We start from the raw sequence: 17,159 nt of genomic DNA, 5'->3' as shown, positions 1-17,159 counted from the left end.
TCTTCAAATGTATGTCTTGACATAAAAGCACCCCAATCATTAGAGTTTCTTTGTCTAACAATTGGGGTGCAGTTCAAAACAGATAGCTTTTTTGTTATTTATGTTTTTCAAAAGCAAGCTTTAATCCAAACCCGATTAACACGACGCCTGTTGCTTTATCCATAAAGCGCTGAACGCTAGGCGTTGTAAGCCATTTCCGTAAATAGTTAATAAAAAAGACGAATACGAAAAACCACGTGATAGCAAGGACCGTATACGTTATGCCCATCAGAAGTAATTGAAGCGTTACGTTTTGATCACTTTGAACAAATTGAGGTAAAAAAGTTAAGAAAAATACCGCCACTTTTGGATTCAGAACGTTTGAGACAAGACCTTGACGAAAAGCAGATGTTTCTTTTGTTTTTTCTTCTTTTGCAGAAGAACCTGTATCGCTTTTTTTAGAACGGAAAGCAGAAATTCCTAAGTACATTAAATAGACGGCTCCTGCGTATTTTACGATTTCAAATGCAAGAGCTGACTGAAGAAGAAGAGCTGATAAACCAAACGTAGCGGCGAGTGTATGAACTAAAGAGCCGCTGGCTAACCCCAATGCCATTTTATAGCCGCCCGTTTGTCCATCTGCCATCGTTCGTTTGGTGATAAGAGCAGTATCGATACCAGGACTCATAATAACAAATAATGTGAGAACCAAAAAGGTCAAGATGTCATTCATTTTTTTCTTCCTCCTTACTGTGATAGTATTAAAATATATTTTATTTATTAAATATAATTTAACATAAGTAACGTTGTTTATTAAGTTTTATTTAATGAAATTAAATTTAATTAAATATCTTTTGCGGAGGAATCATCATGGAAAACATAGATATTGGAAAAAAAGTAGAGAAATTTCGAAAAGAAAAGGGGCTAAGCAGTCGAGAATTAGCAAAATTAGCGGACATCACGCCATCTATGTTAAGTCAAATTGAACGGGGATTAGCTAACCCGTCCATTTCAACGCTTAAACTTTTAGCAAAAAGCCTCGATGTGCCTACCTTCAGTTTTTTGCTCGAAGAAATAAACACATCTCATTTAGTCGTAAGGTCGAATGAGCGTAAAATAATGAAGGTAAAAGAGCTAACGTATTCGCTGTTATCACCCGATTTCACAGGGAATCTAGCTACGGCCATTATGGAAGTACCGCCGATGATGGCTTCATCAGAAACTCCTTTAGCACATAAAGGAGAGGAAGTGGCATACGTCTTAGAAGGGAAAATTAAAGTGTATTTGGACAAGGAAGTATACGTGCTAGAAAAAGGAGATAGTGTCAAAATTCCTTCGCATCTGAATCATAAATGGGAGAATACGTTTGAAGAGAAAGCCGTTATTTTATTTTCCGTTACGCCGCCTATTTTTTAAAGTACTTACGGTTTTTATACTGCTCATCTTCAGTGTGAGTCACTTTTATTATATAAATGTGATAAAACTATCATGTTTGTGAGAGTAAACAATTGATAAAATAGCATTGTTGGTAATCTCTACCTAAGAGAATACATACTAAATACTTTTTTTGAAAGGTGTTGAAGGGTAATGAAGACATGGAAAAAGATGTTTCGCGCTTCAAAGCTCCAAAAAATGCTTCCTGTATTCGCTCTTTCGTGCGCGGCGGTTGTAGGCTTTTCAAGCAGCGAGGTACATGCTGAAACGGTAAAATGTCAAAGACAAGAAAATAAAAGTGATCGAGAGTTTGCTAAGCTTGAAGACAAATATGATGCGAATCTTGGTGTTTTTGCATTAGATACGGGTACAAATAAAACGGTCACGTATCATCCGGACGAGCGTTTTGCTTATGCGTCTACTCATAAGGCTCTCGCTGTCGGTGCACTTTTACAGCAGAAGTCAATCGAAGATCTCAACGAGCGAATCTTTTATACGCGCGATGACCTTGTGAACTACAATCCAATTACAGAAAAACATGTTGATACAGGCATGACTCTTCGAGAACTCGCGGATGCATCGCTTCGCTACAGCGACAATACGGCAGGGAACTTAATTCTGCAGCAGCTGGGCGGACCGGACGGATTTAAAGAAGCTTTAGAAAAAATAGGGGACAATGTAACGTTGCCTGAACGGTTTGAACCGGATTTAAATGAAGTGAATCCAGGAGAAACCCACGATACAAGTACACCAAGAGCACTCGCTACAAGTCTTCAAACATATGTACTTGGACAGGCACTTCCTGCAGAAAAGCGTGAACTTCTAACGGATTGGATGAAGCGAAATACAACAGGGGATGCGTTAATACGAGCCGGCGTGCCGAAAAGCTGGGAAGTAGCCGATAAGACAGGCGCAGGCTCATACGCAACGCGAAATGATATTGCCATTCTTTGGCCGCCAAACGGAGAGCCAATTGTTCTTGCGATCCTTTCCAATCGTACGGAAAAAGATGCGGAGTATAATGATAAACTAATTGCAGAAGCGGCTAAACAAGCAGTCAAGGCTCTTAAAGTTAATCATAAATAAAAAATGGATAATAGTAGTTTAAATGTAAAAAAAAGATTGAAAAGATTGATAGAACATTCTATTATTAATTAGACAAAATATAGAAAGGAAGTATCTGTTATGAAAAAGATTTTTCCAATTGTTCTATCTTTCGGTTTATTAACAAGTGTATCTTTTAGCACAGCTTCAAACGTAGATGCGGCAGCTAAGTCTTACAAAAACTGCACGGAATTAAACAAAGACTATAAAGGCGGCGTAGCTCGTACGGCTAATGTAAAAAATAAAGGCGGCAAAACAAAGTACAAGCCGTACGTATCAAAATCACTGTATGATGCCAATACAAAGCTAGATCGAGATAAAGACTATATTGCCTGTGAAAAATAAATACTAGCTGACTCATCCAAGCGCTTACAATAAGCGCTTGGTTTTTTTATTATCATCAACCTTTGTACGTTACCGGCTCAAGTTTCCATAACAATTAGTCAAATCGCACAAATTGATATCAGAAAATTCACATAAATAATAATGAACTTGCGTTAAAATTCGTATACACTATGTACATGTTAAGTTAACTAACATTTGATGTTACGTTCGAAAGTAGAAACACCATAAAAAAAGGAGTTGAACGTATAGTGTCTACAAACGCAACAAGTTCTGTTATCGAAGAGGTGCATGCTCATCAAGATAGTGGTCTTGATCCTTCACTAAAGCCAAAAGCGGAAAGTGATCGAAAGCTAACTCCGATGTCTTATATGTTTATGTGGATTGGAGACGGCGTTAATTTAGGAAATATGACGCTTGGAGCTAGCTTGGTAATTGCAGGTACTGCGGTATTAAATCTTTTTCAAACGTTTGTGGCAGCGATTATTGCCATTGGTATTATTTCTACTTTTTTTGTATTAAACGATCGAATTGGCTATAAGACCGGCATACCGTATGTGATGCAGCTTCGAATGTCTTTTGGAATAAAAGGATCCGTTATATCGTCTCTTTTACGAGGTATTCCAGCTATCATTTGGTATGGTTTTCAAAGCTGGACAGGCGGTACAGCTTTAAACGAAATTGGTAAAATTGTGAGCAAAGGGTCTTTTGATAATCTTGTTCTTTGTTTTATTATCATTCAGCTGCTGCAAATTGTGCTTTCCCTGTACAGCTTCCACGCGGTTAAATGGGTAGAGATGCTTGCTTCGATCATTATATTGCTTGGCCTTGTTTATGTATTTGGTGTTCTTTTAACTTCTCATAGTGAGGTAGTAGGGGAGAAGTGGGTACATACTAAAGGTTCATGGGGACTTCCGTTCTTTTCTTTTATTATGATGTTTATGGGTAATTATGCGGCGATTTTTCTAAGCGCAGCCGATTACTCTAGAGAACTGAAGCCGGGAATTAGCGACAAAAAGCGCGGATTTTTATATTTTACACCGATTCTAATAGCCTACGGATTTGTTCTTACAATCGGTGCTATGCTTGCTTCTGCTACGGGTATTTCCAATCCAGTTAAAGCGTTTGCGGTTGTAGTGGATAATTCGTATATCACCGTCGCTGTATCGTCTTTTATTGTGATTGGCGTTATTGCCGTAAACATGGTGGCGAATATTATTCCGCCTACGTATGTGATTACGCTGCTGACAAAAGCAAACTATAAAGTAGCGGTTACGATTACCGGACTGCTTGCTTTCTGTTCATTCCCTTGGGTGCTTGTTCAAGATTCGTCAGCTGCAGGTCTTGGGCTGTTCATTTTAATTTACTCTGCTTTTTTAGGGCCGATTGTTTCTATTTTACTAGTCGATTACTATATTTTACGAAAACAAAGAGTAAACGTAGAAGAATTGTATCAAGAAAAAGGGCCGTTCTCCGGCTGCAATCCGTGCGCCATGCTTGCGATGCTTATCGGAGCAGGTGCTGCGTTTATCGAAGTTGATTTAGGCTGGATTATAGGAGTAGTAGTCGCAGGAATCTCTTATATTCTTTTGACGAAATTTACTTTTAAACATTCAAAATTTAAAAAAGGAACCATCTTTGAATAATAACATTCCACCTATAAAAGCCTTTGCTTGTTTTCTATCGCGTCAGATTAAATCTCTTTGTCTAGTTTCCTAAAAAGTGGGTAAAGTAAAGAAGAGTAAAAAGTAACCTCTATTATGAGTTGCTTTTAACAGGAGCGCATCTAATGTATCGCATCAATCATAGCTTAAAGGAGAGGGCAGAGTATGTATGAATTTAGAGTGTATACTCTTCGAGATGGAAGCGAAAAGGTAATCAAAACGCTGAAACATGAATCGTTTGCTGATGAAATTCAACGAGCGGGAATTAAACAAACAGAAATTGCGCAAACACAGCTAGTAGATAGACCGAGATAAGAAATTTGAATTTATTCTTACACTAAAAAAGATGGGTTCCTGTGTCTTTACGCAGGAGCCCATCTTTTCTAATTTTTTATAGTTCTTCACCGTTTGTTTCAATCACATGTTTATACCAGTTAAAGGAATCTTTTTTATAGCGTTTCATTGATCCGTTTCCTTCGTTGTCACGGTCGACATAAATCATGCCGTATCGCTTTTTCATTTCGCCTGTTGTAAAGGAAACAATATCAATAATTCCCCACGGCGTGTAGCCCATTAAATCAACGCCATCGTACGTCACGGCTTTTTCTAACGCTTCGATGTGCGATTTTAAATATTCAATTCGTGATGCGTCATGAATAGAACCGTCTTCTTCAACCGTATCAATGGCGCCAAATCCGTTTTCTACGATGAATAATGGAATTTGATAGCGGTCGTAGAAGCGATTTAACGTATAGCGCAAGCCCGTTGGATCGATCGACCAGCCCCAATCGCTTGATTTGATATAAGGGTTTGCTACGCCGTTTGGCAATCCGCCGTTTACGATATCGCCCGTGTTGTCAGCTTCAACGTCACTTTTAACAGTTGTTGACATGTAATAGCTGAAGCCTAAATAGTCCACTTTTCCATTTCGTAAAATTTCTTCATCGCCTTCTTCAAACGGAATATGATAGCCTTCCCGTTCGAATTCTTTTAACGCATAGCTTGGGTAATAGCCGCGAACTTGAACGTCAGGGAAGAAGTAGCGCTGTCTCATTGTTTCTTCTGCTAACATCACATCTTCAGGATTTGAAGAATAAGGATAAATTGGCACGTGTGACACCATCGCTCCAATTTGGAAATTTGGATTGATTTCTTTTCCTTTTGATACGGCAAGAGCACTTGCTAAAAGTTCGTGATGTCCCGCTTGATACATCACTTCTTTTGCGTTTTCACCCGGTTTTACAGAAACGCCGGAGTTCGTCCATAGAAAAAGAGGGTTGTTTACGTCCATTTTGTTGTTGATTTCATTAAACGTCATCCAGTACGTCACTTTGTCTTTATAGCGGTCGAAACAAACTTCAGCATATTTCACAAAGCAATCTACCGTTTTTCGGCTTCTAAATCCGCCGTATTCTCGAGCTAAATGCAGGGGCATTTCAAAGTGAGACAGCGTAATAACCGGTTCAATTCCATGCTTTAACAGTTCATCAAATACATCGTCGTAGAATTTTAGTCCTTCTTCGTTTGGCTCAGCTTCATCGCCTTTAGGAAAAATACGGCTCCAGCCGATAGATGTTCGCAAGCATTTTAAGCCCATTTCTGCAAACAGCGCGATATCTTCTTTGTAGCGGTGATAAAAATCAATTGCTTCGTGATTCGGATAAAATTTATTATCTTCTACTGTTTCAGTGATTTGTCGCGCTACACCGTGCGCACCTGCAGTCATAACGTCTACTACGCTCGGTCCTTTTCCGCCTTGGTTCCATCCACCTTCAAATTGATGAGCTGCTAATGCGCCGCCCCATAAAAAATCTTTTGGCATCTTTGTCATGGTTAGTTCCTCCTTATTTCACTACGGTAAATAATGTTTGATTCAGCCCGCTATTTTCAATATCTTCAATGATTACTTCTCGATAAGTGTTTGCATATGTGATAATAATCGGCGTGATCGTTAACCTCTTTGTTGAGTATACGCTTTCAGTATAATTGTATCGGTATAATTTATCAATACCCAAATAAAATAATAGTAAATAAATAATTTAAGTTTATGGGTTGGAGTTAGATTATGGTATAATCGTGTTATTCTTGAGACAAATTCAGTAAAGAGGTATAGCTATGATTAAATACCAACAAATTGCAATTGAAATTGAAAACTATATTGAAGAACATATGCTTCAGCAAGGAGACAAGCTGCCGGTATTAGAAACGCTGATGGCGCAATTCAAGGCGAGCAAAAGTACCGTAACAAAGGCCTTAGATCTGCTAGAGAAAAAAGGCGTTGTTTTTCAAGTGAGAGGAAGCGGCATTTTTGTCCGCCGCCATAAGCGAACAGGATATATCGGCTTGCTTTCTAACCAAGGATTTACAAGCGAACTAGAAGATTTTCATTTAACATCGGAAGTGATTGAGCTAGATGTACGAAAGCCGACGCAAGAAGCCGCGTTAAATTTAAACATAGCCGAAGATAGCGACGCGTATTATGTCAAAAGAGTACGGTATATTAACGGCCAGACGCTGTGTCTAGAAGAATCGTTTTATAATAAATCCATCGTTACATACTTAAACAACGAAATTGTGTCAGAATCTATTTTTCATTACATTAAAGAAGGGCTCGGCTTGAAAATCGGTTTTTCCGATCTGTATCTTCACGTTGGTAAGCTGAACGGAGAAGAAGCTACATACTTAGGATTAAAAGAAGGCGATCCTAAATTATTTATTGAAACGCTCTTTCACTTAGCGAACGGCCAGCCGTTTGACTTTTCAAAAGTGACGTACAACTATGAACAGTCTCAGTTCTTTTTACAAGCAACAAGTCACGTTTTATAAAAAAGTGCCCGTCTCTCAATTAGTCAGGACGAGAGGCAGGCACTTTTTTTCATTTCTTCGATAAAAATATGAAATAAGATAAATATTGTAATAAATAGGAAATTCCTATACGATAAAATGGTTACAGGATTTATAGAGATAAGGAAATGAGGTGCGAAGTTGAAAAAGATGCTGAGTTATCTTATTCCAATGCTTTTTATGTTTGGCCTGCTTTCTATGAATTTATTTCAGCCGACTAAAGGCGATTTTATCGCTGTAGGTGTGATATCAATTCTTGCAGGTGTTGTAATTGGTTTTATAATGAACGTAGGCTGTGCAGTATTAAAAACAGTCAACAGTAAGATGGAGTAAACTGATTAGAGGCGGTGGAGGTTTTGAGTGAAAGTATCAGTATTGAGCCATATACTAGCAAGTATCAACAGCAAGTAGTGGATTTAATTCTTCATATTCAGCAGCAAGAATACCAAATTCCGATAACGGAAAAAGATCAGCCTGATTTGTTTGAAATCGAAAGCTTTTATCAACAGGGAAACGGAAACTTCTGGGTTGCTGTTTGCAACGAAAGAGTAGTAGGAAGCGTAGCTTTAATAGACATTGGCAGCCGTCAAGTAGCGCTGCGGAAAATGTTTGTAGCAAAGTCTTATAGAGGAGCAAACTTTAAAACAGCTCATCGGTTATTGCATACAGCCATCGCGTGGGCAAAACAGAGAGAAGTGGAAAGAATATATTTAGGAACCACGTTACAATATAGGGCTGCGCATCGCTTTTATGAGAAAAATGAATTTCAAGCTATAGAGAAAGAAAAGCTGCCTGCAAATTTCCCGGTGATGAACGTAGATAAAAAGTTTTATACATATGGGGTATAAAGTGAGCCGCTAGATTCATAAATCTAGCGGCTTTTACTTTGGCAATGTCTCTTGATAATGAACTCTTTTTTTAAGTAGCAAATTGTCTAACTGAGCAATTAAAATCCCCGCAACCACAATAACAGAACCAATCAGTTCTTTAAGCGTAAACAGTTCATGTAAAAAAAGAACGGCAAACAGCGCAGCAAAAATAGGCTCTGTTGCAAAAATAAGTCCTGTGTGAGTAGGAGTTGTGTAGCGCTGGGCAATGGCTTGACAAATGAATCCAATCGCACTGCAAAGAACGCCAAGACCTAAAATGGCAATCCATGATGATAAAGTAGTGGGAATGCTTGGGTGCTCAAATAAAAAGCTGCAAAGCAGTGCAAACAATCCAGCAAACCCTAGCTGTAAAATGCCGAGAGCAATTGGGTTTTCATTTTTGGTAAACGTGCCAGTTAACGTAATATGAATGGCATAACACAGTGCAGTTCCAATGCAAAGCACATCACCCGTATTCATATGAAAGGAGTGCTTTAAAGTTAAAACACCTATACCGGTTAGGGTAGTGATAATACCAAGCCCAATCGGCCAAGAAGGAAGCTTCTTCACTAACAAGCAGTGGAGCAACGGAACAAAAATGACCGTTAAACTGACAAGAAATCCGGCGTTTGAAGCAGACGTCATGCTGACGCCAAACGTGACAAATGCAAAAACGGAAAACAGTAAAAAGCCTAAAATAGCGGATGATAAAATCGTTTTGCACGTCATTTGCCGTAAAGGCTTATGAAAAAACAGCCCGGCAATGAAAAAAGCAATCAAACATCTAAGCGCAATAATGGTAAATGATCCGAGTGAACTCAGCCCCATTTTCATAAACACGTACGACATACCCCAAAATACGTTTACCCCAATCATCATCATATTTGCTCGTGTGCGGTAACTCACGTTCAAACCTCCATTTTTTATCATGTACCCACAGTATACAAAGGAATTTGATATTAATAAAATGAATCTTTATAATGATAAACGTGAATTAAATTCATGTTAGGACGGGGTAAAATGAGTTTAGTAAAATATGAAATTTTAAACAAAGTAGCGGAGTTGCAAAGCTTTACAAAAGCGGCAGATGCGATGGCACTCACGCAATCAGCGGTCAGTCATGCTATTACAAATCTTGAATCGGAATTTGGATTCTCGCTTGTAAATCGAAACAGATCAGGTATTACCTTAACAACAGAAGGCGAAACGATGCTGCTTGCTATTCGGAAAGTGCTGCAAGAAAATGAAAAAGTTCATCAAGAAGCAGCCAGCCTTTTAGGTCTTGCGAAAGGAACGATTAAAATCGGTATTTTTAAAAGCGTGTCCACCAAATGGCTTCCTGAAATTATTCAGCTGATGGAGAAAAACTACCCTGAGATTCAAATTCAGCTCAAGGAAGGCGACTACCTTGAAATTGAACAGTGGCTGCTAAGCGGAGAAATAGACTGCGGCTTTATCAACATTACGCATTCAAGTCAATTTCATATTATTTCTTTAAAAAAAGACCGGCTGCTGTGCGTCGTATCGGATCAAAGTGCTCTATACGATCAGAAAACCGTTTCTTTTGAAGATCTAGAGAAAGAACCGTTTATTATGCCGACATACGGCGGTTATCATGATATTAAGCAATTGTTTGAAGAACGTGGCATTCAGCCTGACATTCGTTTTGAATTAATGGATGAAAGTGCTATTTTATCGATGGTTACGCATCACTTAGGAATTAGCATTTTACCTGAAATGCTTTTGGATTCGATCCCGCAGGAGCTGCGTGCGATTCCGTTTCAAGTAGACAGCTACCGTTCAATTGGTCTAGCTACTCGTTATCATCTTTCACCTGCAGCCAAAAAATTTGCTGAAACAACGCAAGCATGGCTGCAGGATTCGGATAAGTAGGAGATTATTTATAGAACAAAATCGGTTAATTCATAAGACCCTTAGGAACTAAGCGCATCTTTGTGCTATAATAAAGCTATACAATTACCTATTAGTCATCATTGATGACTAATTTTTTTTGGAGGATAATATGGAAGATTTATTACAATTAAAGAACAAGAACATTGTGATCATGGGAGTTGCCAACGACAGAAGTATTGCTTGGGGTGTTGCAAAAGCCCTTCATCAAGTAGGAGCAAACTTAATTTTTACATACCGTAAAGAGCGTTCACTAGGGAAATTGAACAAGCTGCTAGAAAAAAATGAAATTCAAGCATCACTAATTGCTGAATGTGACGTGAACAGCGATGAAAGCATTGAAGCAGCGTTCAAAAAAATCGGAGAAGAAGCAGGCACAGTTCACGGAGTGATTCACTCTGTTGCGTTTGCTCACTCAGAGGATTTAAACGGTGAGTTCATCAATACATCAAGAAGCGGATATGCATTTGCTCAAGATACAAGCGCTTATTCATTGATCGCCGTAGCGAAAGCAGCAAAACCTCTTATGACAGAAGGCGGTTCTCTTGTAGCAATGAGCTACCTTGGTGCAGAACGTGCAGTTGAAGGCTATAACGTAATGGGCGTAGCAAAAGCAGCGCTTGAGTCTTCAGTAAAATACTTAGCATTAGACTTAGGGAAAGACAATATCCGCGTAAATGCGATTTCAGCAGGCCCAATTCGTACACTTGCAGCGAAAGGCATTTCTGACTTTAACCAAATTCTTCACCATGTTGAAGAAAAAGCACCTCTTAAGCGTAACGTAACGCAAGCAGAAGTTGGCGACATGACGGTTGTATTACTGAGCCATCTTTCACGCGGCGTAACGGGAGAAATCGTACACGTAGACGCTGGTTACAATATTGTAGGTTAATCCCAAAACACCTTCTCATTCGAGAAGGTGTTTTTTTAGCTTTTTTCATGGGAAGACAAATGCATCCCAAAACACATAGACCTCTTAAAGAAATATTATTAGCAATAAGATCAATCATAAGAAATATTCATTCTGTACTTCTAGATAAATGTGTGCTTCCACTTATAAAACAAGAGCTCATGTCTATAAGTAAAGACAAGAAATATGTAATTTAATTCATAATTAATTAAACGCCTATATTTTAAAATAGATAAGCTCTAAATTAAAAAATGAACATATGATGTGGCAAAGGAAAAGGAGTTGACGAAATATGCATCAAGGACAGCAACATTATATGCCATGGGAACAATGGCATCACCAGCATCCTCAAGGCACGTGGAATCAATGGCATCAGCAACATCCTCATGTACCTTGGGAGCAGTGGCATAAACACTATCCGCACGGCACATGGAATCAATGGCATCAACAACATCCATACACACCTTGGAATCAGTGGCATCAGCAGTATCCGCACGGTTCGTGGAATCAGTGGCATCAGCAAAATCCATATGTGCCATGGAATCAGTGGCACCAGCAGCATCCACACAGTTCGTGGAATCAATGGCATAATATTTATCATCAAAGCTAATCAGCTTTTTAACACAAAAGGGTCCAGTTCTCCTTGGGAACTGGACCCTTTTGTGTGTAGACGTGAATGATGCAGTAAGGTTGATTTTCAGCGCTGTATACGAGCGACGATGATGAAGAATATGTTTGTTCGATAGGGTAGGGGGTACATATATAAAGCGAGTTAAAGACCAACATTTATGATATCTAAGCTGTATAAAATGGACTAGTTCGCAGTAAAGCAACTATGTAAACAAGCAAAATTAAATATAATTTTCTTGCTTGACAATATACCTATAGGGGTATAATATAGAGCGTGTAAACAACATTAATTCAATAGCAAGGCGGTGATGGTTATGCTCTATATAGCAGTGTTGTTGCTTGCTATTTTATTTATTGCATACAGACGTTATTATCCCGTTAAAGGAATACAGTGCATACGTGAATCTGAAGCAAAAGAACTTGGGCGAACGGTTGTAGATATTCGTCACTATCATGAAGTTCGCGATTCGATTAGTATAGTTATTCCGTATGCGTATCTCAAACGCTTTTATTCAGAAATTCCACAGGCCAGCGTTCATCTGATTGCCGGAGATAGAGTGGAGTTAGATTTAGGCGTACGGTTCTTACGAAAAAAAGGTTTTGACGTACGCAGCTATGAGTTAGCAGCGTGTAAAAGTAAAGGAAAGAAAGGGGTATTTTCGATTATGGAGTATAATCAACAAGTGAAAAATCGCATGCGTCCAATTGAAGGGCAGCTAAAAGGCGTGCTTAGCATGATGGAAGAAGGAAAAGACTGCCGAGACGTCGTGACTCAATTATCTGCTGCAAGAAGTGCCATTGATCGCACAATGGGAGTCATTGTGAGCAGCAATCTTGAACAGTGCGTCAGAGAAAGCCTGGAGCAAGGAGAGCCAACGGAAGGTTTAGTGAAAGAAGCTGTACAGCTGTTAGTGAAAAGTCGTTAATCATTGTCACCTTATTTAAAGTTGACGAATATCATTATTTAATATAACATACCCTTACAGGTATATGTATATAAAAAGGAGAGAGAAATACGATGAACATTGATCAAGTTTTAGATGCAAAAGGATTAGCGTGTCCAATGCCAATCGTAAAAACAAAAAAAGCAATGGATACTTTAACAACAGGCCAAGTATTAGAAGTGCAAACGACAGATAAAGGTGCTAAAAGTGATTTAACAGCGTGGGCAAAATCAACAGGACACGAGCTTATTGATTTTAAAGAAGAAGGCAGTACATTTATCTTTTACATTCAAAAAGGCTAATTTTTTTAAAAAACAAATATCCCCCATAGGGTAATAGGAGGGACAACATGACTGAACAAAAGAAACGAACAACAATTGTATTATTTAGCGGTGATTATGACAAAGCGATGGCAGCTTATATTATTGCCAACGGAGCGGCTGCTTATGACCATGCAGTGACGATATTCCATACGTTTTGGGGATTGAATGCGCTTCGTAAAGAAGAAATGGTGCCGGTGAAAAAAGGATTTTTAGAAAAGATGTTTGGCAAAATGATGCCGCGCGGTGCGGATAAAATGGGCTTATCTAAAATGAACTTTGCAGGTATGGGACCTAAAATGATTAAAAACGTAATGAAAAAGCATAATGCTCTAACGCTGCCGCAGCTTATCGAAATGGCGCAAGAACAAGATGTGAAGCTAGTGGCTTGTACGATGACGATGGATCTTCTAGGGTTACAGGAAAAAGAGCTGCTAGATAATATTGAATATGCAGGCGTAGCGGCGTATTTAGCCGACGCAGAAGACGGAAACGTAAACTTATTCATCTAAAAGATAACTCATGAAGCGAGGGTTAATATGATTATCAATGCGCTTATTATCATCTTTCTGTTGTGGTTTTTGTATCAGCGTTTTGCACCAGTAAAAGGAATACAGCAAATATCGACGATGGAATTAAAAGCAGAGTTAAAAAATAAACATAAACAGTTTATCGATGTGCGAACACCGCATGAATTTCGTACCAAACATATTAAAGGGTTTCGAAACATTCCTTTGTCAGAACTGCCAGCGCAAACAGGCCAGCTTTCAAAAGACAGAGAAGTAGTCGTTATTTGTCAAAGCGGAATGAGAAGTATGAAAGCAAGTAAACTGTTGAAAAAACAAGGTTTTACATCCATCACCAACGTTAAAGGCGGCATGAATACGTGGAGATAAATCAAAAAGGAGGAGACGCAGCGTGAAGACAATAGCGGCACAAGAAGTAGAACAATTAGTAAAAAAACAAGAACAAATTCACATTTTAGATGTGCGTGAAGTAGAGGAAGTAAAAACAGGTAAAATTCCAAACGCGTTAAATATCCCGCTTCCTTTATTAGAATTCCGTATGCATGAGTTAGATAAAGCAAAGAATTATATTGTTGTCTGTCGTTCTGGTGGCAGAAGCGGTATGGCAGCTCGTTTTCTTGAGCAGCAAGGCTACAGTGTAACGAATATGACCGGCGGAATGATGGAGTGGAAAGGGGAAACGGTCTAATTTTTTTAGACAAAAATATACCCCTGCCAGTATTTAAACCAAGGAGGAAAAAGAAATGATGCAAGCAAACGTCGTATTAGATGCAAAAGGGTTAGGGTGTCCAATGCCAATCGTAAGAACAAAGAAGAAAATGAATGAATTAGAAGCAGGTCAAGTACTAGAAATTCAAGCAACGGATAAAGGCTCTACGGCTGACTTACAAGCGTGGGCAAAAAGCACAGGTCATGAGTATTTAGGTACAGAGACAGCAGGTGACGTTCTGCACCACTTTCTTCGTAAAGGCGGCGCTGAAGAAAACGTAACGCCAATTCCTGAAATTTCATTAGAAGAATTTGCGAAAAAGGTAGAGAATGATGAACATCTTCATATTTTAGACGTTCGCGAAGTAGAAGAATACGATGAAGCTCATATTCCAGGCGCAGTTCATATTCCGCTTGGTGAAGTAGAAAAACGTTCGAATGAGCTAAATAAAGAGAATGAAATTTATATTATTTGCCACTCTGGAAGACGAAGTGAAATGGCAGGGCAAACGATGAAAAAGCAAGGATTTAAAAACGTAATTAACGTGGTTCCTGGTATGCGTGACTGGACAGGTAAAGTAGAATAACCAATCGATTATAATGGATTAAAAAATTCTGATAGTTCGTATACCTAAGGGGGGTATTTTAATATGGCAGTGCATGTACTTACTGCAAAAGAAGTTACAGCTAAAATTATTAATAAAGAACCGCTATTTATCTTGGATGTTCGTAATGAAAATGATTTTAGCGATTGGAAAATTGAAGGTCATTACTTCGATCATTTAAATGTTCCATACTTCGATCTTTTAGACGGAGTAGAAGAAATCTTAGAAAAAATCCCTTCTGATAAAGAAGTGTTAGTTGTCTGTGCCAAAGAAGGTTCATCGGTGATGGTAGCTGACATGCTTTCAGAAGCGGGTCTTACCGTATCGTACCTTAAAGGCGGTATGAAAGCGTGGAGTGAATATTTAGAGCCTGTTAAAGTCCGCGATTTAAAAGACGGCGGAGAAATTTATCAGTTTGTTCGTATCGGTAAAGGATGCTTATCTTATATGATCATATCAAACGGTGAAGCGGCTATTATTGACGCGACGCGTATGGCAGATGTGTATATCAACTTTGGCAAAGGGCTTGGTGTCACAGTTAAGCATGTATTTGATACACACCTTCATGCAGATCACATTTCAGGAGGAAGAGTTATTGCGGAAGCAACAAATGCAGCGTACTGGCTGCCTCCAAAAGATGCAGAAGAAGTGATGTTCGACTACAAGGCGTTAGAAGAAGGCAGTGATGTCGTAATTGGCAACACAACGATTACGATTCAGCCTCTTTATTCACCGGGTCATACGATTGGTTCAACTTCTTTTATCGTAGACGATCAATACTTGCTTTCAGGTGATATTTTGTTCATCGATTCAATTGGACGTCCCGATTTAGCTGGTATGGCTGAAGACTGGGTAGGCGATCTGCGCGAGACGCTTTATACACGCTATAAAGCATTGTCAGACGAGTTAATCGTATTGCCAGCTCATTTTATGATTATTGATGAGCTAAATGACAACGGCAGCGTAGCTGAAAAGTTAGGTACGTTGTTTGCAGAAAATCACGGATTAAATATTAAAGACGAAGCAGAGTTCAGACACTTAGTAACAGACAACTTACCGCCACAGCCAAATGCGTATCAAGAAATTCGTGAAACAAATATGGGGAAAGTAAGCCCAGATGAAGAAAAACAGCGTGAAATGGAGATTGGACCAAACCGCTGTGCGATTCGCTAAAACCTAAACAAAGGAGAGAGAGAAATGGAATCAAATAAAGTATTAGGTGCAAAAGGGCTGGCATGTCCAATGCCGATTGTTAAAACAAAAAAAGCAATGAATGAACTAGAAGCTGGCCAAGTGTTAGAGATTCACGCAACGGATAAAGGGGCAAAAAACGACCTTGCAGCTTGGGCGAAATCTGGCGGTCATGAGCTTCTTCAGACAGAAGAAGGCGACGTTCTTAAATTTTGGATTAAAAAAGGATAAGAAAAAATGGACGAAAAGGGTATCTCTTGTAAAAGGTACCCTTTCCTTATATGAAACGGAGTGACTATAGATGGATCTTACATTTATCATCACGCTTTTTCTTATTGGATTTATTGGGTCGTTTATTTCCGGTATGGTCGGTATTGGCGGGTCTGTTATTAATTATCCGATGCTGTTATATATTCCTCCGTTAGTAGGAGTCGAAGCATTAACGGCTCATCAAGTCTCAGGTGCAGGAGCTATTCAAGTGTTCTTTGCCACATTAGGCGGCGTATGGGCGTATCGAAAAAGCGGATTTTTAAATAAATCATTAATTTTATATATGGGCAGCAATATCCTAATCGGCAGCATGCTTGGAAGCTACAGCTCACATTATATGAGTGAACAAGGATTAAATGTTGTGTATGGAGTTTTAGGTCTCATTGCGGTTATTATGATGTTTCTTCCAAAGAAAAATTTAGATTGGAACAAAGATGGGGAGCTTCAATTCAATAAAGGATTAGCGTCTATTTTATCACTGCTTATCGGAGCCGTAGCAGGAGTATTAGGAGCAGGAGGGGCCTTTATTTTAGTTCCTGTGATGCTCGTGGCACTTAAAATTCCAACTCGAATTACCATCGCAACTTCACTGGCCGTTACCTTTATTTCATCCATTGGTTCGACGGTTGGAAAGCTGATAACGCATCAAGTTCCATTTATACCTGCACTTATTTTAGTTGCTGCAAGTCTGATTGCTTCTCCAATCGGTGCAAAAGTGGGGCAGAAAATGAATACGAAAGTGCTTCAGTGAATTCTGGCAGGATTGATTTTAACAACGGCAATTAAGATTTGGTGGGGGCTGCTATAAAAAAGCTAAAGCTAGGGGGGTTCGGGACTGACCCCTGTTTTTGAGACAGGGATCAAAACACCTTTTAAACGACCAGTTGCCGATATTGTACAGGTGACT

The 17,159-nt window shown here is 39.0% G+C and carries 23 protein-coding genes; 20 read left to right on the top strand and 3 right to left on the bottom strand.

Annotated features, from left to right (window positions below):
* Positions 1-94 precede the first annotated feature (94 nt).
* Complete coding sequence (locus SB717_RS32320; RefSeq protein ID WP_410906815.1) at positions 95-712, bottom strand: LysE family translocator; 618 nt, start codon at positions 710-712, stop codon at positions 95-97.
* A gap of 137 nt (positions 713-849) precedes the next feature.
* Here SB717_RS32320 and SB717_RS32315 point away from each other — a divergent pair, with 137 nt between their 5' ends.
* The 5 genes from SB717_RS32315 (at position 850) to SB717_RS32295 (ending at position 4,838) form a co-directional block, all read left to right on the top strand.
* The gene (locus SB717_RS32315; protein ID WP_074679774.1) at positions 850-1,395 is read left to right on the top strand and encodes a cupin domain-containing protein; all 546 of its coding nucleotides are present in this window, start codon (positions 850-852) and stop codon (positions 1,393-1,395) included.
* A 171-nt stretch (positions 1,396-1,566) separates the two neighbouring features.
* Positions 1,567-2,499, top strand: coding sequence for a class A beta-lactamase (gene bla / locus SB717_RS32310; RefSeq protein WP_410906813.1), 933 nt, complete (start codon positions 1,567-1,569; stop codon positions 2,497-2,499).
* Between the two features lie 99 nt (positions 2,500-2,598).
* Positions 2,599-2,862, top strand: a complete 264-nt coding sequence (locus SB717_RS32305; RefSeq protein WP_410906811.1) for an excalibur calcium-binding domain-containing protein — start codon at positions 2,599-2,601, stop codon at positions 2,860-2,862.
* Positions 2,863-3,110: 248 nt separating this feature from the next.
* Complete coding sequence (locus tag SB717_RS32300) at positions 3,111-4,505, top strand: NCS1 family transporter (protein ID WP_074679778.1); 1,395 nt, start codon at positions 3,111-3,113, stop codon at positions 4,503-4,505.
* 183 nt (positions 4,506-4,688) lie between these two features.
* Positions 4,689-4,838 carry a hypothetical protein gene (locus SB717_RS32295; protein WP_176547889.1) on the top strand — a complete coding sequence of 50 codons (150 nt, stop codon included), beginning with the start codon at positions 4,689-4,691 and terminating at the stop codon, positions 4,836-4,838.
* A 76-nt stretch (positions 4,839-4,914) separates the two neighbouring features.
* Here the strand turns inward: SB717_RS32295 and bglA are convergent, their stop codons facing one another.
* Complete coding sequence (gene bglA / locus SB717_RS32290; RefSeq protein ID WP_410906809.1) at positions 4,915-6,354, bottom strand: 6-phospho-beta-glucosidase BglA; 1,440 nt, start codon at positions 6,352-6,354, stop codon at positions 4,915-4,917.
* Between the two features lie 284 nt (positions 6,355-6,638).
* Here bglA and SB717_RS32285 point away from each other — a divergent pair, with 284 nt between their 5' ends.
* The 3 genes from SB717_RS32285 to SB717_RS32275 all read left to right on the top strand — a co-directional run bounded on the left by SB717_RS32285 (position 6,639) and on the right by SB717_RS32275 (position 8,215).
* On the top strand, positions 6,639-7,349 hold the full coding sequence (locus SB717_RS32285; protein WP_098622176.1) for a GntR family transcriptional regulator: 711 nt from the start codon (positions 6,639-6,641) through the stop codon (positions 7,347-7,349).
* A gap of 168 nt (positions 7,350-7,517) precedes the next feature.
* The gene (locus SB717_RS32280; RefSeq protein WP_234483530.1) at positions 7,518-7,700 is read left to right on the top strand and encodes a hypothetical protein; all 183 of its coding nucleotides are present in this window, start codon (positions 7,518-7,520) and stop codon (positions 7,698-7,700) included.
* A gap of 23 nt (positions 7,701-7,723) precedes the next feature.
* Positions 7,724-8,215 (top strand): GNAT family N-acetyltransferase, encoded by a 492-nt coding sequence (locus tag SB717_RS32275; RefSeq protein ID WP_410906807.1) that lies wholly within the window; start codon positions 7,724-7,726, stop codon positions 8,213-8,215.
* A gap of 33 nt (positions 8,216-8,248) precedes the next feature.
* On the opposite strand, the gene SB717_RS32270 is transcribed toward SB717_RS32275, so the two are convergent.
* Complete coding sequence (locus SB717_RS32270) at positions 8,249-9,142, bottom strand: DMT family transporter (protein ID WP_176584315.1); 894 nt, start codon at positions 9,140-9,142, stop codon at positions 8,249-8,251.
* Between the two features lie 114 nt (positions 9,143-9,256).
* Here SB717_RS32270 and SB717_RS32265 point away from each other — a divergent pair, with 114 nt between their 5' ends.
* The 12 genes from SB717_RS32265 (at position 9,257) to SB717_RS32210 (ending at position 17,003) form a co-directional block, all read left to right on the top strand.
* On the top strand, positions 9,257-10,129 hold the full coding sequence (locus SB717_RS32265) for a LysR family transcriptional regulator (protein ID WP_410906804.1): 873 nt from the start codon (positions 9,257-9,259) through the stop codon (positions 10,127-10,129).
* Between the two features lie 130 nt (positions 10,130-10,259).
* Positions 10,260-11,039, top strand: a complete 780-nt coding sequence (fabI, locus tag SB717_RS32260; protein ID WP_074679795.1) for an enoyl-ACP reductase FabI — start codon at positions 10,260-10,262, stop codon at positions 11,037-11,039.
* 310 nt (positions 11,040-11,349) lie between these two features.
* A complete protein-coding gene (locus SB717_RS32255) occupies positions 11,350-11,667 on the top strand; it encodes a hypothetical protein (RefSeq protein WP_074679798.1) in 318 nt (105 codons plus the stop codon).
* 685 nt (positions 11,668-12,352) lie between these two features.
* Positions 12,353-12,613 carry a metal-sensitive transcriptional regulator gene (locus tag SB717_RS32250; protein WP_410906817.1) on the top strand — a complete coding sequence of 87 codons (261 nt, stop codon included), beginning with the start codon at positions 12,353-12,355 and terminating at the stop codon, positions 12,611-12,613.
* A gap of 92 nt (positions 12,614-12,705) precedes the next feature.
* Positions 12,706-12,933, top strand: coding sequence for a sulfurtransferase TusA family protein (locus SB717_RS32245; protein ID WP_074679801.1), 228 nt, complete (start codon positions 12,706-12,708; stop codon positions 12,931-12,933).
* A 47-nt stretch (positions 12,934-12,980) separates the two neighbouring features.
* Positions 12,981-13,463, top strand: coding sequence for a DsrE/DsrF/DrsH-like family protein (locus SB717_RS32240; RefSeq protein WP_410906802.1), 483 nt, complete (start codon positions 12,981-12,983; stop codon positions 13,461-13,463).
* Positions 13,464-13,490: 27 nt separating this feature from the next.
* On the top strand, positions 13,491-13,847 hold the full coding sequence (locus tag SB717_RS32235; RefSeq protein WP_034650338.1) for a rhodanese-like domain-containing protein: 357 nt from the start codon (positions 13,491-13,493) through the stop codon (positions 13,845-13,847).
* Between the two features lie 22 nt (positions 13,848-13,869).
* A complete protein-coding gene (locus SB717_RS32230) occupies positions 13,870-14,166 on the top strand; it encodes a rhodanese-like domain-containing protein (protein WP_176584310.1) in 297 nt (98 codons plus the stop codon).
* Positions 14,167-14,221: 55 nt separating this feature from the next.
* Positions 14,222-14,773, top strand: a complete 552-nt coding sequence (locus SB717_RS32225; protein WP_410906800.1) for a sulfurtransferase TusA family protein — start codon at positions 14,222-14,224, stop codon at positions 14,771-14,773.
* Positions 14,774-14,836: 63 nt separating this feature from the next.
* Complete coding sequence (locus tag SB717_RS32220) at positions 14,837-15,964, top strand: MBL fold metallo-hydrolase (RefSeq protein ID WP_410906798.1); 1,128 nt, start codon at positions 14,837-14,839, stop codon at positions 15,962-15,964.
* A 24-nt stretch (positions 15,965-15,988) separates the two neighbouring features.
* Positions 15,989-16,213 carry a sulfurtransferase TusA family protein gene (locus tag SB717_RS32215; protein WP_410906796.1) on the top strand — a complete coding sequence of 75 codons (225 nt, stop codon included), beginning with the start codon at positions 15,989-15,991 and terminating at the stop codon, positions 16,211-16,213.
* A gap of 70 nt (positions 16,214-16,283) precedes the next feature.
* Positions 16,284-17,003, top strand: a complete 720-nt coding sequence (locus tag SB717_RS32210) for a sulfite exporter TauE/SafE family protein (protein ID WP_410906794.1) — start codon at positions 16,284-16,286, stop codon at positions 17,001-17,003.
* Positions 17,004-17,159 lie beyond the last annotated feature (156 nt).

The sequence above is a fragment of the Priestia sp. SIMBA_032 genome, assembly GCF_046535215.1.
Lineage (GTDB): Bacteria > Bacillota > Bacilli > Bacillales > Bacillaceae_H > Priestia > Priestia aryabhattai.
Note: the sequence above shows the minus strand (reverse complement) of the source record. Positions and strands in the feature narration are given on the sequence as shown.

What these genes read in the sequence shown, in the direction of transcription:
- SB717_RS32320 (WP_410906815.1), bottom strand. Translation starts at nt 712, where the DNA reads ATGAATGACATCTTGACCTTTTTGGTTCTCACATTATTTGTTATTATG.
- SB717_RS32315 (WP_074679774.1), top strand. Translation starts at nt 850, where the DNA reads ATGGAAAACATAGATATTGGAAAAAAAGTAGAGAAATTTCGAAAAGAA.
- bla (WP_410906813.1), top strand. Translation starts at nt 1,567, where the DNA reads ATGAAGACATGGAAAAAGATGTTTCGCGCTTCAAAGCTCCAAAAAATG.
- SB717_RS32305 (WP_410906811.1), top strand. Translation starts at nt 2,599, where the DNA reads ATGAAAAAGATTTTTCCAATTGTTCTATCTTTCGGTTTATTAACAAGT.
- SB717_RS32295 (WP_176547889.1), top strand. Translation starts at nt 4,689, where the DNA reads ATGTATGAATTTAGAGTGTATACTCTTCGAGATGGAAGCGAAAAGGTA.
- bglA (WP_410906809.1), bottom strand. Translation starts at nt 6,354, where the DNA reads ATGACAAAGATGCCAAAAGATTTTTTATGGGGCGGCGCATTAGCAGCT.
- SB717_RS32285 (WP_098622176.1), top strand. Translation starts at nt 6,639, where the DNA reads ATGATTAAATACCAACAAATTGCAATTGAAATTGAAAACTATATTGAA.
- SB717_RS32280 (WP_234483530.1), top strand. Translation starts at nt 7,518, where the DNA reads ATGCTGAGTTATCTTATTCCAATGCTTTTTATGTTTGGCCTGCTTTCT.
- SB717_RS32265 (WP_410906804.1), top strand. Translation starts at nt 9,257, where the DNA reads ATGAGTTTAGTAAAATATGAAATTTTAAACAAAGTAGCGGAGTTGCAA.
- fabI (WP_074679795.1), top strand. Translation starts at nt 10,260, where the DNA reads ATGGAAGATTTATTACAATTAAAGAACAAGAACATTGTGATCATGGGA.
- SB717_RS32255 (WP_074679798.1), top strand. Translation starts at nt 11,350, where the DNA reads ATGCATCAAGGACAGCAACATTATATGCCATGGGAACAATGGCATCAC.
- SB717_RS32250 (WP_410906817.1), top strand. Translation starts at nt 12,353, where the DNA reads ATGGAGTATAATCAACAAGTGAAAAATCGCATGCGTCCAATTGAAGGG.
- SB717_RS32245 (WP_074679801.1), top strand. Translation starts at nt 12,706, where the DNA reads ATGAACATTGATCAAGTTTTAGATGCAAAAGGATTAGCGTGTCCAATG.
- SB717_RS32240 (WP_410906802.1), top strand. Translation starts at nt 12,981, where the DNA reads ATGACTGAACAAAAGAAACGAACAACAATTGTATTATTTAGCGGTGAT.
- SB717_RS32235 (WP_034650338.1), top strand. Translation starts at nt 13,491, where the DNA reads ATGATTATCAATGCGCTTATTATCATCTTTCTGTTGTGGTTTTTGTAT.
- SB717_RS32225 (WP_410906800.1), top strand. Translation starts at nt 14,222, where the DNA reads ATGATGCAAGCAAACGTCGTATTAGATGCAAAAGGGTTAGGGTGTCCA.
- SB717_RS32220 (WP_410906798.1), top strand. Translation starts at nt 14,837, where the DNA reads ATGGCAGTGCATGTACTTACTGCAAAAGAAGTTACAGCTAAAATTATT.
- SB717_RS32215 (WP_410906796.1), top strand. Translation starts at nt 15,989, where the DNA reads ATGGAATCAAATAAAGTATTAGGTGCAAAAGGGCTGGCATGTCCAATG.
- SB717_RS32210 (WP_410906794.1), top strand. Translation starts at nt 16,284, where the DNA reads ATGGATCTTACATTTATCATCACGCTTTTTCTTATTGGATTTATTGGG.